We start from the raw sequence: 16,738 nt of genomic DNA on the forward strand, positions 1-16,738 counted from the left end.
TTCATTTTTATATGTAATAAAGTCGTAAAATAAGTCATTCTAAAAATAAAGGGCAGCGTTTAAAAAACGAGCCGCCCTTATGTCTATATTTGATTTTATTTCCGCCATTTCTCTTTTATTCACTATTTGTTGGTTCTGAATCTCCAAAGTATAACCTTATCGTCGAACCTTCTTTTAATTTAACTCCAGCTTTTGGCGTTTGTTTTACCACTACTTCTCCTTCACCACTTGAATCAATTTTTAAATTCACCATTAACTCTCGAATTTCTCTTTTTGTAATTCCAACAAGGTCAGGAACTTCAACCATAACAGGGTCATTCCATTTTAATTCTTTTTCTAATTGTCCTTTTCTTGGTTCCACACCTAAAACTCGCATACTGTCACTGATAATATTTCCAACAATGGGGGCTGCAACGACACCACCAAATTGAACCGTTCCTTTTGGGTTATCGACAGCAACATATACAACAATTTGCGGATCATCAGCAGGTGCGAACCCTATAAACGATACGATATGGTTATTTTCCAAATAGCGGCCACCTTGAGCCTTCTGAGCCGTTCCAGTTTTACCACCAACACGGTATCCATCCACAAATGCGTTCCCCCCACTTCCTTGGGCAACAACACTTTCTAGGGCATATCTAATTTTTTCTGAAGTTTCCTTTGAAATAACCTGCCTTTTTGCAACAGGCTTTTTCTTCATCACCACTTCACCCGTGGTCGGATCAATCAATTCATTTGCAATGTAAGGTGTGTAAAGAGTTCCCCCATTAATAGCAGCTGATACAGCTGTTACTTGTTGAATAGGAGTAACGGAAACACCCTGACCGAAAGCAGTCGTCGCCTGTTCAACAGGACCCACCCGGTCAAGATTAAATAAAATTCCTTTTGCTTCACCTTGTAGGTCAATACCAGTTTTCTCACCGAAACCAAAGTTTTTTACATATTTAAACAATGTATCTTTTCCAAGTCTTTCACCTAATTCAACAAAACCAGGGTTACAAGAATTTTGCACAACTTCTAAGAAACTTTGAGCTCCATGGCCTCCACTCTTCCAGCATCGTAGTTTCGCTCCTCCTACCTTTACAAAACCTGGATCGTGAAAGTTTTCTTTCTCTAGATCTACTTTCCCTTCCTCGAGCGCAGCAGCTAACGTGATAATCTTAAAGGTTGAACCCGGCTCATATGAACTCCAAATTGGAAGGTTACGATTGTAAATATCGGGATCAACATGTCTGAAATCAGCTGGATCAAAGCTTGGACTACTAGACATAGCTAGAATTTCTCCCGTGTTAGGATTCATCGCAATCCCTATCATTCCATCTGGTTGATATGTAGCTACTGCATTATCAAACTCCCGTTCCATGATTGTTTGAATTTTTGAGTCCACTGTCAGTTTTAAATCCAAACCGTCTACAGGAGGTTCATAATCATCTGCCATATCATTCATTCGCTCACCTTTGGCATTTGCATAAAATTTAACCGAGCCTTCTTCTCCGCTCAATTCTTTGTCATAAGATAACTCTAATCCCATTAATCCTTGATTATCAATACCAGCAAACCCTAGGACATGGGAGAGATAATTCCCAAAGGGATAATGGCGTTTAGAATCTTCACCAATATACACCCCTTCAATCCCTAATGCTCTTACTTCCTTCGCTTTTTCATGTGAAATTTTTCTACCCTCAGGAATTTTTACAGAGCTTGTCTTTTTTGTTAGGTATTCATATGCTTTTTCTGTAGACATGTTTAATACTGTTGCTAACTGTTCAGCCGCCTCTCCAGGGTTTTTAATTTGTCTTGGAACCACATATACGGTTGGCGCACTAATATTTGTGGCAAGAGCTACACCATTTCGATCAACGATTTCTCCCCTTTTCGGTTCAAATGGAATATTTCGACTCCATAGGCCCTTTGCCTTCTCGGTTAAATCATCTCCTAAAAGAAACTGTACATAGCCAAGGCGAATATCAATAATAAAAAAGACAAAGATCCCAACTAATAAAACAATCGTCAACCTTTTCCTTACCGTAACATTTGAAACACGCATAAAAGAACGAACCTCCTTAAAATATGGCTCGTTCCAATATATGCTTGTACATTTTTTAATAGAACAGATGAGAGGGAGCATTAATCTGTCATTTCTAATTGACTAACCTCTTCAGTTGCATCCTCTACATCTGCCGATTCATTTACCCCTTCATCATTGTTTGATTCTTCACTAGGATCGGCGTCACGACCCTCTTGATCCTGATTCACTCCATTGTCTTCTTTTTTCTCTTCTCGATTCACTTCAGGTTGATCTAAATCAACAATTAAATATTCTCCCTCTTTCATTTTTGAACCAGATTGATAATTTTGTTTGACAACAAAGCCATTTCCAACACTATTAAGCTTCATATTCGCTACTTTCGCTACTTTCATAACATCCCTTAAGGACCAGCCTGTCATATCAGGCGCAACTAATTCCCCTTCGGTTTTTAGGATCACTTTTTCACCTGGGATTAAAATCTCATCTTTAAGCGGGAATTGATTTGTCACTTTTGAGCCATTACCAATTACGATTGCCTCAAGACCTTGTTGTGATAAAATCTGTTTTGACTCTTCAACCGAGAAACCTTCAACATTCGGATTTGTCACCTTTGTGATTTCCGCTTTATGAGTTGGTTCAATGTGAAGGTATTGAAGACTATTTTTCATGACTGGATTAAAAATCATTGAAACGGCCCTCGACCCATCAGCATAATTGTCACTGTCCGGCTGTTGAACCGCTACATAGACAATTAATTCAGGATCATCTTTAGGTGCCATCCCAACAAATGAAAAGACATAGTTTGTCGGGCCTTTTAAATAGCCTCCCTTACCAGGAATTTGTGCTGTACCCGTTTTCCCAGCAACTTCATAACCTTCAATTGCGTATTTCTTCCCTGTTCCATGTTCTCCGGTTATGACTGTACCAAGATAATCTCTAACTTTTGAGGCTGTTTCCGCTGAAATAGGTTTTCCAATCACTTCAGGTTTTTGATCCTTCACCGTTTTTCCCGTTTCAGGATCGACAATTTTATCAACGACATGTGTTTGCATCATATTGCCATCATTTGTAACTGCGGTAAGAGCCTGAACAAGCTGAATGGGAGTAGCTGTTGATCCTTGTCCAAAAGCCGTTGTTGCTTTTTCAAGTGGATATTTATAGACTAAAGTCCCTGGTTTTTCATTAGGAAGATCAATACCAGTAGGTTGATCAAATCTAAATTTCTTTAAATATTCTTCAAATCTATCAAACCCAATTTTTTCATTTGCAAGCTTAGTAAACGCTACATTCGAAGATCTTTGAATCCCTTCTAAATAGGTAATCGTTCCCCAGCCCACTCCACGATTATGATCTGATACAGGCTTTGATTTCGAATCTACTCTATACTGCCCTGATTCAAATGTTTCATTTGGATTGAAAACCCCTTCTTCAACAGCCGCAGCAAGCGTGAAAATTTTCATAGTCGATCCTTGTTCAAAAGGCAATTCGATGGATTCGTTATACCAGCTTTCATTTAAGCCCTCTTTTGTTTCAGGGTTGAAAGTGGGGCGTTGTCCCATTGCCAATATTTCTCCTGTTTTAGCATTCGCTACAATAGCCATCATTTTTTTCGGATTTAATTCTTCTTCTACTTTATTCAATGCATCTTCTAAGATAATTTGAATCTTTCGGTCAATCGTTAAATACACACTTTTCCCATTTTGAGCAGGTTTAATCTTCTCTTCCCCATTCGGAAGTAAATAGCCCCATATGTCACTTTCAAATTGATAGTGCCCATCTTTACCCGTTAATACGGAATTTAGACTTTTCTCTATCCCCATGGCACCTACTGTTTCGTTTTCCTTCTTCTCATTCAATTGGTTTTCCGCATATCCAATAACGTGTGACGCAAAAACACCATTTGGATAGAATCGTTTCATACTTCTAGTGAAGGAAATACCGGGGAGTTTTAAATCTTCTATCTTCTCTTTCGTGGTTAAGGAGATATCCCTCCCAGCAGCACCGAACTCGACTTGAAACCTCTCATTTTCCTTACCTGTTTTCAATATTTCATAGATCTCAGACTCTTTCAAATCAATATATTTAGCCAATTCTGTTGCCGTTTTTTCAAGATCGACGACATGATTTGGTTTTTCGGGATCTGGTGACATTTTTTCACTCAAGATCGCAATTAAACTATAGGAGCTGCGATCCTCGGCAATCACTTCCCCGTTTCTATCATAGATTGTCCCACGCTTCGCATCAATCTTTGTTGTATCTGAATACATTTGTTCCGCCTTAGCCGCTAGCGTCTGTCCCTTTACTTCCCCTGTTGTTTGAATGATAAGGAAACGAAGAAATAAGACAAAAAAGAGCAGGCTAAATATTACAAATAATATCGCTGCTCCTAAATTAATATTTCTCTGCTTTTTAATCATTAATCTTGCACAACCTTAACGTTTTGATCATTTAATTGAAGTCCTAGTGCACGTGCCTTTTCTTTTATTCTATCATATTGACTTAGTTCACTCACTTGAATAGACAAGTCACTGTTTGATTTTTGTTGTGTTTGAATCTCTTTTTGGGTAACCTGGATATCTTTATTCACTTCATAGATGACTGACTGATTGGAGATAATTTGGATCGAGCCAATACAAACAATTGCTCCAAACAATAAACCTATAATTTTCTCTCCTGGTGATAAACCTCTTTTTTGTAAAACCTTCTTTTTAGGAGCTACAACTGTTTGTTGTTGCTGTTCTTGCCTAAGTTGCCGTGCTAAATTGGCCATTCAACTATCCCTCCAATAATATCATAGAATTTCAATTTTTATATCCATAACTAGCACTTCTCTGCTATTCGTAATTTAGCCGATCTAGCACGGTTGTTATTTTCTAATTCATCACTTGATGGAGTAATCGGCTTTCTTGTAATTAATTTTAATTTGGGTTTGAATTCCTCAGGTATAATAGGTAATCCATGTGGTAAATCTGGATTATCACTTTCTTTTTTAAAAGTAACTTTGCAAATTCGATCTTCCAATGAATGAAAGGTAATGACACTAATTCGACCACTTGGTTTCAATAATTGAATCGCTTTAATTAATGACTGTTCAAATACCTTTAGTTCATCATTAACAGCAATTCGAATTGCCTGAAAAATTCTTTTCGCAGGATGTCCGCCTTTTCTTCTAGCAGGCGCAGGAATAGCCTCTTTAATCAGTTCTACTAACTGAGCAGTTGTTTCTATTGGTTTCTCAGCTCTTGCCGTTTCAATTTTTCTTGCAATTTGTTTTGAAAATTTTTCTTCACCATATTGAAAAAATATCCGGACTAATTTCTCATAAGTCCACTCATTTACTACATGATAAGCAGAAAGATTAGCATCCTTATCCATCCGCATATCAAGAGGGGCATCATGATGATAACTAAAACCTCTTTCAGGGGTGTCTAACTGTGGGGATGATACACCTAAATCATATAAAATGCCATCAACTTTAAATATATTTCTTTTTGCTAGTTCTTCCTCAATAAAAAGAAAGTTACTTTTGATTGCTTCGAATCTATTACCGAAAGGAGATAACAATTCTTCAGCATTCCCAATAGCAATGCTATCTTGGTCAAAAGCATATAACTTCCCTTTTTCTGATAGCTTTGAAAGGATCAATTGACTGTGCCCTGCTCCTCCGAGTGTACAATCCACATAGATCCCATCAGGCTTAATATTTAAACCTTCAACAGCTTCCTCTAATAATACGGTTTTATGATTAAACATTGTTGTCCACCTTTTCATTTCAACGACTCTGGGTTTTAGTAATTAAATATCAAACCCAATCATATTTTCTGCAATATCAGCAAAAGAATCCGCTGATTCATTAAAATAATCTTCCCATATTTCTTTATTCCAAATCTCAATTCGATTAGAAACTCCTAAAACTACACATTCCTTTTCAATCTTTGCATAGTTTAACAGCGTTCCCGCTATATTAATACGTCCTTGTTTATCGATTTCACATTCAGTTGCACCGGAGAAAAAGAAACGAGTAAATGCGCGTGCATCTTTTTTCGTTAACGGAAGATTTCTGAGCTTATCTTCAATTATTTTCCATTCGTCCATAGGGTATCCAAATAAACACTGATCAAGGCCTCGTGTTAAAACAAACGATTCCCCTAAATCATCTCGAAATTTTGCAGGCACAATCAAGCGACCTTTTGTATCAACATTATGATGATATTCGCCCATGAACATACCTGCTACCCCCCACTTTCTAAAATTACTTTACCACATCCCTCCACTTTCCTCCACATTATTTTTATAATTCTCCCCACATTTCAAAAATCCTTCAAAACATCTTAAAAATATCTATCAAATTCTCCCTTCTAATTTGCGTAAGGTTACAATCTAATAGGTCGCTCGAGAAACTCCCTTTAAAAAACCGAGACATCCCCCGGAGGCTTTAATTTGATTCAGCCGGGAGTTGAAGCCCAACTTAATCGATAAAAAACTTGATTTATCACCCCACTTTTAGAAGTTGGAGACTTCTCTAGAGGGAATTAAAATAAAATGCAAAAAAAAGAAGACCTTTCCTAGAAAAGTCTTCAGATTAAATGATCCTTTTATTTAAATTTTAAGAACCTTATGCAACCCATCAAATTCATACGGTAAGTGAATTAATTCAGCAAAAAATGTCTTTCCATAGGCATTTAAAAATGGCAACGGATTTAGAATTCTCTCTTGTGGAGAGTGTAAAGGGAAAAGCTTATTCTCCACCCTTTTATATTTGTTTAATACGACTTCATGTTTATTGCGTATGGCTTCATTTGATTTTTGTTCCATAAAATGAATTTGATCTAAAATAATTTCTCGGTTTTTATTAAAAAGAGGTGCTAAGCCTTTGTCTATTTTATCCTCAATTAATTGATACTGTGCGAGGAGTTCATCCTTCGCAGATTGGAATAACTGTTCTAGTTCTTGATCTTTCACATGTTCTAAAAATTCCTTCTCATACGTTTCTATTCCATTCACTAAAACATTTTCAATTGATAAATTCAATTCTTCTAAATCTGTTCCAACAGATCGATCTACTATTGTGATGTTTAATCTAGGGATAATGGGCGGCATTTTAATTGAAAAAAGTTCAAAAGCCTGTTTTAACTCTGCCCAATAGGCAATTTCTCCAGGTCCGGCGATAAAGGCTAATGTTGGGAACAACAACTCTTGAGTTATGGGACGAGTCACCACATTATTACTTAATTTGGTTGGGAATTCAGTAGCTATTTGTAATAACTCTTCCTTTGTTAAACGAACCATCCCATTTTTGCCATAAAACATTTGTTCATCTATCTCGAATTCAAGCAAAATCCGTTCCTGGTTTGCTTCATCATAATAAAATAAATTTGAAGCCTGATCACTTATATCAATGGATGGTTGATATCCATTGTCATTCAATGACTTTTGAACGACCTTAACAGAATCCGTTATTTTTGAAGCTTGTTCAATTTGAGAAATAAAAATTTCTTTTTCTAAACTTCTCAAACCCGAAAAACCCGAATCGATAATGAGAAGACCCTCTTTTTTAAACAACTCCATAATGATGTTTGCAAAAAAATCAACAAATGTCTTGGATCTTTCAATGGAATCTTTCATAAATTGAAGAAGTTCATTCGTATAGTCGGTTTCACCCAGTTCTCCAATAATTTCTTCTACCCATTTATAGCATTGTTCCCGATTCAACTCGATATCCGTTACCATTTTCTTTTCAAGTACTTTTTCAGGATAGGTAACCTTTTGAATTTTACCTTCTTTTTCCATATAGATATGATTAACTTCTTGAAAATCATGATCCTCACCTGCTATCCAGAAAACAGGAACAACAGGAATATTCAATTCGGCTTCTTTCTGTTTCGCAAAAGCAATAATAGAAATCACCTTATGTATAGAATAGAGAGGTCCTGTTAAAATACCCGCTTGCTGACCACCTATTACGACTACACTTTGATCATCTGTTAGTTTCAAGAGAGAATCCTTGACTTCATCAGATGTTGGAAAAGGTTCCATAAACAATTCAATACACTGAGATAACTCTCTTCTCATAAATTTGCGATTTTGTAATTCAATCAACCGTTTCTGATAATCAGATTGATTTTTAAATTGATAATGAAAAAACTTTTGTATTTCCGATGCCCCAGCAAGATAACCTGTTGCGAATGGATTCGTTGCTGGTAGCGAGAGATTCAACATCTCCATTTAAAACTTCCTTTCTAAATGAATCCAAAAGGATCATTTCTATTGTTACAAACTTTATCATCTTGAATGATACATTACATAACCGATACCGCCATACTTATGCGTATGACCAGACCATATACCAGTAATAAAAGATAAACTAATCCAAAAAACAAAAAATGAAACCGCCAAACTCCCTTGAACACTTTGGCAAAGTGGATTTCATGTTTTAATTTCCAATGGGTAAAAACAAACACGATCGCAACCACGATCATGAATAATAAAATAACCCAAAACAATGAGATATCCCAGATCGCTAAGATGAAGTAATGGACAGCGATCACAAGTAATAACGTTGTAACATCTATAGCGATTTTTACAGATTTACGATGTTGCCTTGTAATGAGTTTACTAATTACAAAAACGATTATATACCCTATCAATGGAATAGTCACGAAAGTTGCAATTATTGAAGATATAACTTCTGACACGTTGTATTGTCCTCCACCCTACATTCTTTTCCCTTTACTGCCTGATAGAACACTTCCAAGACAGGAGTACTGATTTCCTTTTCTGCGGCTCTCTCCAAAATATAACCTAGAATTGCGTCTATCTCTGTGGGTCTATTTTCTTTTAAATCTCGTAGCATTGATGAATCATTTTGTGCGGTTTGTTCACAAACGGCCATGATATGTTTAAAATACTTGTCATCATTTTGTAAATTGAGACTTTCTCGAATTTCTGTAAACATCCTTTTTACTAATTCGAAATAATAGGGATTATGTATGAGTTCACCATTTTTAATTTGCAAAATAGCAGTTAATGGATTAATTATAGCATTTACGACTAACTTTTGAATAAGCATCTGTTCATAATCATCTTCAACAACAAAAGGAAAAGATTCGTCTTGGATTTTTTTAATAAAATGATGAAACTTTACGGTTGTTTCTCGAAAAGCGGCTATTTTTGTTACCCCTAATCCTGTATGAATGACATGATTACCGTCCAATTTCATCGCTCCATGTTCAACGGTTCCTATATAGATTTCTCCATCCATTTTATCAAAATATTTCAAATGGCCCATACCATTTTGCAAAAATAAAAAGGCATGTTTTTTTGAACTATAGGATGAAAACCGGCTAATCATGCCTGGTAGGTGGTATTGCTTCAATGCAATAAGTGTAACGTCCTCCTCACCATGCCATTCGGAAAAAATTTTCACGGGAATCGATTTACTTTTCATTTGACCCTCTTTTTCTAATAAAATCCCTTTCTCTTTTATGATTTCCAGTTGCTCTTCTGAATGTACATATAAACAAACGGAATGTATTTCACTTAAATAGTAGGAAAATAGTAAGCCAATTGCACCTCCACCTATGACGCCAATCTTCATATATATCGATCCCTTCTATTGTTTATCTTTACGCATTCATATTCATTATAACGAATTCCACCTTAGACCGTATAGAATTTCGAAAAAACATGCGCAAACTTTTTCGCAACCGTTTACCAATGCGAAAATAAAGCATTTATAATGAAAATGTTATATAATAATATACAAACAGTTATTAATTTTTAGATTTATTAAATATCTAAAAAGACTACAAACTTACGTTTTCAATTTGACTCTTTTGATTTTGGAAGTTACGTAAAAAGGGGGAATTCACATGGTTAAAACAAAAAGGGATCTTCAAAAAGAGATTGTAAAATTAAAGGTAAACTTTAAAACTCTTGAGGATTTTAAAAGTTTTAAAGAATATGGAATTCAAGAATTGTCAATGAGCGATGATCTTCAAGCAAATATTATTGAAAATGATAGCGAATCACCTTTTTATGGAATTTACTTTGGGGACAGGTTAGTTGCCAGAATGAGTGTATATCAAGTTAGCGGAAAATATAACCGTTATTTTGAACCTCCCGTTGACTACTTAGAAATATGGAAGCTAGAAGTACTACCAGAATATCAAGGGTTAGGGTATGGCACAGCCCTTGTAAACTTTGCTAAAGAATTCGGAATGCCCATAAAGACAAATCCTCGTGTAAAATCAAGAAGTTTCTGGGAGAAAATGGGGTTTCATTCTGTTAACTATGATTTAGAACGAGACCTAGGAGAAAATCCTTTGATTTGGACTCCAGATCACGTTTCAACAAAATAAGGAAAAGAGATAAAAAATAAGCAGACAGCTGTCTGCTTATTTTTTATTTATCTAATTTCTCTAAATTTCCGTTTTTATCCATTTGAAATCTTACTTTTTGCGCATACTCTTCATCTTTCAAGACCACCATTTTTCTTGCTCTTTCCATAATTTCCACTAAAGCCTTATAATCATTTTCCATCGTATAAAACTCTTTTTGTAATCTTATATTTTCTTCTGAAATCTCTCTGATTTTTTGTTCAAGTTGCGAAACTTTTTCTTGATATATTTCTAAGTTTTCTTTATAACCATTTGCGTCAAGTGCTTGTTCATGAAGTTTGTTCAAATAATTTACGATATCTTCAAAAGCTAGTTCGTTTGGGGACGAGGACATTATGGTTTCCACCTCGATAGTAGAATCAGAAGTTACTGGCTCGTTCAACGCGTTTTTAATTTCAAATTCAGTGTTTTTCCTACCTTCTTTTCTTTGTTTCTTTGCTAGTTCTATTCCCGTTTTGTACTGTTTACGGATCGCCGAATTCCATCTAAATCCACATGCGGCTGCAGTTCTTGATAGTTTCTTCCCTACCTCCTCAAATGCTTGAAGCTGCGTACCGCCTTCTCGTATATATCTAAGTACAACTTCTGCTAGAAGCAAATCCTCATCCTGAGTCCAAGCATCTTGACGTGTAGTTGACATTCAAAGTCCCTCCTAGTGTTTTTTATTCATACATATGCTTCTACTAGAAAAGATAGAATGTATTCCTCACCGAATTAAAATCAATTTTTCCAAAAACAACCAAATTCGAGAAAAAAGAGCCCAAAAAAAGAAACAGCACAAGAACTTGGAGTTCTTGTGCTGTTTCTTTTTGCATTAGTTGTTAATTACTTCTTTACCTTTGTATGTTCCACAAGCTTTACATACACGATGTGCAAGCTTCATTTCACCACAGTTTGGGCACTCAGTCATACCAGGCACCTGTAATTTAAAATGCGTACGACGCTTTCTTTTTGCCGTTTTTGAAGTTCTTCTAAAAGGTACAGCCATTCTTCCCACCTCCTTAAAGAGTTGTAAGACAATTGAAAAACTCAATTTTCATGTCTTATCAATCTCCCCTTACGTATCTGAAGATTGATCATTTTGATCAAAAAACTTAGCAAGCCCCGCAAGTCGCGGATCTACTTTGTTCTTCTTATCCATCTCATGAATCACTTCCCAATCATTACCTGATTGAGGAGCACCTTTTTCAGTGCTATCCTCCGCAATCACTTGCATCGGAACCTCCAGGAGTAAAATTTCGTTAATGATGGGAGATAAATCAATTACATCACCTTTTACTTGATGTATTTCTTCACCTGATTCATAGATGGTTCCATTCAAAAGGAATGTTTCAATTGTGTCGACATTAATCGGATAATGAACATCAACTAATGTACGTGAACAAGGAAGTGTGAGCTGCCCCTTAATATTTAAGTGAAAAGAAATCTTTGAAGAATCAATATCCGCATGGCCGGTCACATGTATCGGTGAAACCGCGCGAATACTTTGATCTACTTTCATAATTTCTTCAGCATTCACATATTCGTCAATTTGTAGTTCCTTGTTTCGATTTTTTTGCAACTGATTAATGGTCCATTTCATCCGTATCACCTCAAGGCAACAAAAGTAATTATAGCTTTCAAAGAAATAATTGTCAATATTTTTTCTTTACACCAATTTGACATCTTTGAAAAGCAATTTTTAGGTCCTTTTATTTTAATCATAACACTTATTCTAACCGATCCAGTTGTGAACTAACAAGATTTTGGCTAAAATATTTTTTAATAGATAAAAATAATTATTTATCTATTCGGCTCTGTTAAACTTGTTGATTTCGTTTCAGGCATTGCGCTTTTTCTGTAAGAGGCTTTATGCCTGAAACGAAATCAACAGGAGTTTAATATTAACATCACTTTTAACACAGCCATCTAATTCACAAAGGAGTCACGTTCATGAAAGTTGTTGGTGTGGTTGTTGAATATAACCCGTTTCACTACGGACATGCCTATCATATCCAGAAAGCAAAAGAAATAACTGGGGCAGATATTGTTATTGCTGCGATGAGTGGAAACTTTTTACAAAGAGGCGAGCCGGCCCTTGTCTCCAAATGGACAAGAACCGAAATGGCTTTACGGGGAGGTGTTGATCTTGTCTTTGAATTACCATACTCCTTTGCTGTTCAAAAAGCAGATACATTTGCAAATGGAGCAGTTTCATTATTAGGCTTCGCAGGCTGTGATACCATTTGTTTTGGCAGTGAATCTGGGCGAATTGAGGATTTTTACCGTACCTATGATTTTCTCATAACTAACCAAGAGTTATATAATGAAGCCATTCAAAAATACGTTAAAGCAGGTTATAGCTATCCAAAGGCTATGGCTCTTGCTTATCAAGAATTAGACCCGACTAAAAATCTCATTAATCTTTCACAGCCAAACAATATTCTCGGCTACCAATATGTTCGATCTGCTATCGAGCAGAAACAGAATTTAAAGATGGTTACCATTGAGAGGAAAAACGCCCAGTATCACGATCAGGAATTTACTTCCTCTAAAATTGCAAGTGCCACAAGTATTCGAAAAGCCCTTTTTACATCACCTGAGAACGCAACTTCAATCCAGTCCTATGTACCCCAGCATACTTATTCTCTGTTAAAAGATTATCAACATCGATTTGGATCTTTTCATCAGTGGGAGAACTATTGGGATTTATTACAGTTTCGTTTACTACAAAGCAATCCTTTCGAATTACAAAAAATCTACGAAATTGAAGAGGGTATGGAAAATCGGATCCTATCACTCATCAAAAAATATGAATCTTTTGCTCAATTTATGGAAGCACTTAAAACGAAACGCTATACTTGGACTCGACTGCAAAGAACATTAACACATATACTAACAAATACGACAAAAAAAGAAATGGAAATGAATGAAGAGCGTGTCGCCTATCTCCGATTACTTGGTATGACTGAAAATGGAAGAACCTATTTAAATCAACGCAAGAAAAATTTCCCGGTTCCGCTTGTAACAAAACGAGCCAATTATCATCTTCCTCAATTAGAAATCGATTCAAGAGCAGCACATATTTATGCAATGGGATTACCACAAGATACAAGACAGCTTGCCGTTAACCAAGAGTATTCACAAAAGCCCCTTTACATGACATAAAGGAGTTTTCCGACTTGCTATAAAAAGAAATTGGTGAAAACCGACTTGTTTTTATCTATTTCCTTTAGTATTCTTTTGATTTTGCTCTAAATCGGCTGGCGATGCCAGCCAATTTTAGTATGCTGTGGCTATAATTTTGAATAATATTATTACCCCCTTATCATTATTAATACAGGATAAAATCATGTTAAATCTATATTAGAATGATGGTAAATCTAGCAAAACGAAATATGAGTGCGTTGTACGAATGAAAGGAAGGATAAAATGGAGGATTTTTCAACTCAAACCGTGATTGTCACGGGAGCAGGAAGAGGAATTGGAATAGGAGTGGCGGCTCTTTTTGCGAAAAATAGAGCGAATGTAGTTGAGCGGAGATAGAGGAACATCTTGGTAAGAAAACCGTGGAGGAAATTCAATTAAAGGGAGGAGAGACCTTTTTTGTTAAGGTGGATGTTAGAAAAGAACAAGACATCATCACATTAATGGAAAAAGCCTTCGAAAAATATGGAAGGATTGATATTTTAATTAATAATGCAGGCGAACCTTTATTTACATCTCCTTATGAAGTTTCAGTTGAAGAATGGGATGAAGTCATTCACACAAATTTAAGAAGTGTTTTTTAGCAGGACGTGAAGCTGCGAAATATATGCGCACTAATGAAAATGGCGGCTCTATTGTCAATATTGCTTCAACAAGAGCGATTATGTCTGAGCCAAATTCAGAAACATATGCAGCTACAAAAGGAGGAATTGTGTCCCTTACCCATGCTCTCGCGGCTTCGTTAAGTCCAGACAAAATTACCGTCAATTCTATTTCTCCCGGTTGGATTGAAACGGGGGACTATTCACAATTAAGTACACGTGATCACCAACAACATTTTTCCAAACGTGTAGGTAAACCAAAGGACATAGCACGAGCATGTCTCTATTTAACAGCAAAAGAAAATGATTTTGTTACAGGTATTAATTTAGTTGTTGACGGTGGTATGACACGAAAAATGATTTATGAGGAATAAGAAAAAAAGATTGTCCAATAAGTTTCTTATCGATGATAACGCCTGAAAAGCTCCGTTACGAACTCATTGATTATACCGAATTTCCATAACAGTGCTTTTCAGGAGGGTGTTCAAAGGGTGATTATTGCTTTTTCGGACATCCTCTTTATTTTTTTGGTTCAAGACTTTCTAAATACTTAACAGCCTCTTCAAACGTGTCGATCGGGACAATTTTCATATCTGTATTTATGTCTTTAGCTGTTTTTAAAGCATCTTGATAGTTAGAATCCTTTGTACCATTTTGATTTGGCGCAAGAAAAATTTCTGCACCCGCTTTATCTGCAGCAATCACTTTTAGTTGGATTCCACCTATTTCTCCTACTTCCCCATTTGACGAAATCGTACCTGTTCCAGCGATATGATAGCCTCTTGTTAAATCTTCTTCTACCAATTGGTTATAAATTTCGAGTGAAAACATAAACCCTGCAGACGGACCTCCAATTTCCTTAGAATTAACCGTTACATCGGGTTCCACGATCAATTCTTTATCATCAACTAAGCCAATTCCAATTCCTATTTTCCCTTTATTTTCTTCATCATTAAAAACATCCAATTTTAAACTCGTTTCATGGAGTTTATGATTTCGTTCAACGGTTAGGGTCAGTTGCTCACCGGCCGTTTTTTGACTAATATAATCCATAAACTCGGCAGATGATTGAAATTCGTTTCCATCTACTTTAAAGATCCGATCCCCTGGTTTCAACCTATCCTCTGCGGGCATCCCTTTTACAACATTTAATACATACACACCATTATGCTGATATTTGATAGGATACCCGGCTTTTTTATAGGCCACCTCAATGGCGTTATATTTTGACGAGTCCATTAAATAAAGTTGTCTTACCGAATACTCTTCTTCCGTTTCGTCCTCTGCTCTTATTTGTTCGATTGGAAAAATTTCGTGATACTGGTTGAATCTTGCGAGTATGTATGAATAAATATTGGCTCTTCCCATTCTTACCGTTGTCAACATAAAACTTCCCGACTCATCATATCCATCTTCAACTTCAATAATAGGTGCGAGTTCCTTAGCAATTCCAGGTTTTGAAATATAATAAGGTAAAAAATAAAAGGAGGGAGCCACTATTAATATAGCAGCCAATATCAGTACTCTTATTCTTTTTTTATTTTTCATTATGATGAAGCTCCTTCCACTCCTCAATGATTAGTTGGATTTGTTTTATATGTTTTTGAGCTTCTTCTTCTCCCATTAATATAATCTCTTCTATATTGGTAAACGCCCTCGCACTATATGTTTCAACCGAGGGTCGAATCATAATATCTGATGCAATTTGTCTATTTTCGACTAACTCCATTTGCATAATATCTAAACTTTGCATAATGACATCATATATATTTGTGATCTCAGCATCTGTTTTTACCCTTGATACATCAACTGCAATGACAATGTCAGCTCCCATTTCTTTTACTACTGAAACAGGGACTCGATCAACGACTCCTCCGTCTACAAGTAAACGACCATCCTTTTTTTCTGGAACAAAAACCCCTGGAATGGATATACTCGATCGTACAGCCTCTGCAATAGGACCCTCTGTAAACACAACCTTTTCCCCTGTTTTCAAATCGGTTGCAACAACAGATACAGGTGGTTTTAATTCCTCTAACCGTTTTCCTTTTGTAAATAATCGGATTAAATCTTTTATCCTCTTGCCAGCAATAAAGCCCATTTTAGGAACCGTAAAATCTAAAAAATATTTACGTTTAAAAGAGGTTGATATTTTATATAACTGCTTAAAATCTAATCCACTAGCATAAAAACAAGCAACCAATGAACCCATGCTGCTTCCGGCAATATAATGTATCGGAATATCGTTCTCAACTAACACCTTGATAACCCCTAAATGAGCAAAGCCACGTGCCCCGCCCGAACCAAGTGCCAAACCAATTTTGGGCTGTTCCAAAAAATCTCCTCCCAAAGTTTTTCAATTGATAAAGCATGCTGGTCACACAGACGTATTCATAAACATTTTTAGTCTGTGTTCATTTCGGATCTTTACTGGCAGTTCATCCTTTACCTACCTACATTCAGTAATTCTTGAGATAGAAGTCTTACGTTCAGTTAAGACAGGATAAAAAAATCTCCAG

The 16,738-nt window shown here is 36.1% G+C and carries 14 protein-coding genes and 2 pseudogenes; 3 read left to right on the forward strand and 13 right to left on the reverse strand.

What is annotated here, in order from left to right:
- Window positions 1–115: 115 nt before the first annotated feature.
- The 8 genes from Q5760_RS16675 to Q5760_RS16710 all read right to left on the reverse strand — a co-directional run bounded on the left by Q5760_RS16675 (window position 116) and on the right by Q5760_RS16710 (window position 9,629).
- Entirely contained in the window at window positions 116–2,050 is a 1,935-nt protein-coding gene (locus tag Q5760_RS16675; RefSeq protein ID WP_428908743.1) for a stage V sporulation protein D, read from the reverse strand.
- 80 nt (window positions 2,051–2,130) lie between these two features.
- Window positions 2,131–4,449: a penicillin-binding protein gene (locus Q5760_RS16680; protein WP_428908744.1), complete on the reverse strand. Its 2,319-nt coding sequence runs from the start codon at window positions 4,447–4,449 to the stop codon at window positions 2,131–2,133.
- Entirely contained in the window at window positions 4,449–4,802 is a 354-nt protein-coding gene (ftsL, locus tag Q5760_RS16685; protein WP_428908745.1) for a cell division protein FtsL, read from the reverse strand. Before ftsL ends, Q5760_RS16680 begins: the two co-directional genes overlap by 1 nt.
- A gap of 50 nt (window positions 4,803–4,852) precedes the next feature.
- Complete coding sequence (gene rsmH, locus Q5760_RS16690) at window positions 4,853–5,785, reverse strand: 16S rRNA (cytosine(1402)-N(4))-methyltransferase RsmH (RefSeq protein ID WP_428908746.1); 933 nt, start codon at window positions 5,783–5,785, stop codon at window positions 4,853–4,855.
- A 42-nt stretch (window positions 5,786–5,827) separates the two neighbouring features.
- Window positions 5,828–6,259 carry a division/cell wall cluster transcriptional repressor MraZ gene (gene mraZ, locus Q5760_RS16695; protein WP_428908747.1) on the reverse strand — a complete coding sequence of 144 codons (432 nt, stop codon included), beginning with the start codon at window positions 6,257–6,259 and terminating at the stop codon, window positions 5,828–5,830.
- 372 nt (window positions 6,260–6,631) lie between these two features.
- Complete coding sequence (gene bshC / locus Q5760_RS16700; protein ID WP_428908748.1) at window positions 6,632–8,257, reverse strand: bacillithiol biosynthesis cysteine-adding enzyme BshC; 1,626 nt, start codon at window positions 8,255–8,257, stop codon at window positions 6,632–6,634.
- A 74-nt stretch (window positions 8,258–8,331) separates the two neighbouring features.
- On the reverse strand, window positions 8,332–8,727 hold the full coding sequence (locus tag Q5760_RS16705) for a DUF3397 domain-containing protein (protein WP_428908749.1): 396 nt from the start codon (window positions 8,725–8,727) through the stop codon (window positions 8,332–8,334).
- Entirely contained in the window at window positions 8,703–9,629 is a 927-nt protein-coding gene (locus Q5760_RS16710) for a 2-dehydropantoate 2-reductase (RefSeq protein WP_428908750.1), read from the reverse strand. Before Q5760_RS16710 ends, Q5760_RS16705 begins: the two co-directional genes overlap by 25 nt.
- Before the next feature lie 274 nt (window positions 9,630–9,903).
- Between Q5760_RS16710 and Q5760_RS16715 the strand changes: the two genes are divergently transcribed.
- A complete protein-coding gene (locus Q5760_RS16715) occupies window positions 9,904–10,392 on the forward strand; it encodes an N-acetyltransferase (RefSeq protein WP_428908751.1) in 489 nt (162 codons plus the stop codon).
- A gap of 499 nt (window positions 10,393–10,891) precedes the next feature.
- On the opposite strand, the pseudogene Q5760_RS16720 reads toward Q5760_RS16715, so the two are convergent.
- The 3 genes and pseudogenes from Q5760_RS16720 to Q5760_RS16730 all read right to left on the reverse strand — a co-directional run.
- Window positions 10,892–11,071, reverse strand: a pseudogene (locus tag Q5760_RS16720) (RsfA family transcriptional regulator); the annotation flags it as partial.
- Window positions 11,072–11,245: 174 nt separating this feature from the next.
- Window positions 11,246–11,419 carry a 50S ribosomal protein L32 gene (rpmF, locus tag Q5760_RS16725; RefSeq protein ID WP_338469924.1) on the reverse strand — a complete coding sequence of 58 codons (174 nt, stop codon included), beginning with the start codon at window positions 11,417–11,419 and terminating at the stop codon, window positions 11,246–11,248.
- 69 nt (window positions 11,420–11,488) lie between these two features.
- Window positions 11,489–12,013 (reverse strand): YceD family protein, encoded by a 525-nt coding sequence (locus Q5760_RS16730; RefSeq protein ID WP_428908752.1) that lies wholly within the window; start codon window positions 12,011–12,013, stop codon window positions 11,489–11,491.
- Window positions 12,014–12,363: 350 nt separating this feature from the next.
- Here Q5760_RS16730 and Q5760_RS16735 point away from each other — a divergent pair, with 350 nt between their 5' ends.
- Together Q5760_RS16735 and Q5760_RS16740 are read left to right on the forward strand one after the other, a co-directional pair.
- On the forward strand, window positions 12,364–13,578 hold the full coding sequence (locus tag Q5760_RS16735; protein ID WP_428908753.1) for a nucleotidyltransferase: 1,215 nt from the start codon (window positions 12,364–12,366) through the stop codon (window positions 13,576–13,578).
- A 264-nt stretch (window positions 13,579–13,842) separates the two neighbouring features.
- A pseudogene (locus Q5760_RS16740) lies at window positions 13,843–14,593 on the forward strand (SDR family NAD(P)-dependent oxidoreductase).
- 145 nt (window positions 14,594–14,738) lie between these two features.
- On the opposite strand, the gene Q5760_RS16745 reads toward Q5760_RS16740, so the two are convergent.
- Both Q5760_RS16745 and Q5760_RS16750 read right to left on the reverse strand, forming a co-directional pair.
- On the reverse strand, window positions 14,739–15,767 hold the full coding sequence (locus Q5760_RS16745) for a SepM family pheromone-processing serine protease (RefSeq protein ID WP_428908754.1): 1,029 nt from the start codon (window positions 15,765–15,767) through the stop codon (window positions 14,739–14,741).
- A complete protein-coding gene (locus tag Q5760_RS16750; RefSeq protein WP_428908755.1) occupies window positions 15,757–16,554 on the reverse strand; it encodes a patatin-like phospholipase family protein in 798 nt (265 codons plus the stop codon). The genes Q5760_RS16745 and Q5760_RS16750 overlap by 11 nt, the downstream gene beginning before the upstream one ends.
- Between the last annotated feature and the right edge of the window lie 184 nt (window positions 16,555–16,738).

This window comes from Niallia sp. Kr1, from assembly GCF_050389805.1.
Lineage (GTDB): Bacteria > Bacillota > Bacilli > Bacillales > Cytobacillaceae > Bacillus_BD.

Excerpts from the sequence above, each read along its gene's own strand:
- Q5760_RS16675 (WP_428908743.1), bottom strand. The coding sequence starts at position 2,050 with ATGCGTGTTTCAAATGTTACGGTAAGGAAAAGGTTGACGATTGTTTTA.
- Q5760_RS16680 (WP_428908744.1), bottom strand. The coding sequence starts at position 4,449 with ATGATTAAAAAGCAGAGAAATATTAATTTAGGAGCAGCGATATTATTT.
- ftsL (WP_428908745.1), bottom strand. The coding sequence starts at position 4,802 with ATGGCCAATTTAGCACGGCAACTTAGGCAAGAACAGCAACAACAAACA.
- rsmH (WP_428908746.1), bottom strand. The coding sequence starts at position 5,785 with ATGTTTAATCATAAAACCGTATTATTAGAGGAAGCTGTTGAAGGTTTA.
- mraZ (WP_428908747.1), bottom strand. The coding sequence starts at position 6,259 with ATGTTCATGGGCGAATATCATCATAATGTTGATACAAAAGGTCGCTTG.
- bshC (WP_428908748.1), bottom strand. The coding sequence starts at position 8,257 with ATGGAGATGTTGAATCTCTCGCTACCAGCAACGAATCCATTCGCAACA.
- Q5760_RS16710 (WP_428908750.1), bottom strand. The coding sequence starts at position 9,629 with ATGAAGATTGGCGTCATAGGTGGAGGTGCAATTGGCTTACTATTTTCC.
- Q5760_RS16715 (WP_428908751.1), top strand. The coding sequence starts at position 9,904 with ATGGTTAAAACAAAAAGGGATCTTCAAAAAGAGATTGTAAAATTAAAG.
- rpmF (WP_338469924.1), bottom strand. The coding sequence starts at position 11,419 with ATGGCTGTACCTTTTAGAAGAACTTCAAAAACGGCAAAAAGAAAGCGT.
- Q5760_RS16730 (WP_428908752.1), bottom strand. The coding sequence starts at position 12,013 with ATGAAATGGACCATTAATCAGTTGCAAAAAAATCGAAACAAGGAACTA.
- Q5760_RS16735 (WP_428908753.1), top strand. The coding sequence starts at position 12,364 with ATGAAAGTTGTTGGTGTGGTTGTTGAATATAACCCGTTTCACTACGGA.
- Q5760_RS16745 (WP_428908754.1), bottom strand. The coding sequence starts at position 15,767 with ATGAAAAATAAAAAAAGAATAAGAGTACTGATATTGGCTGCTATATTA.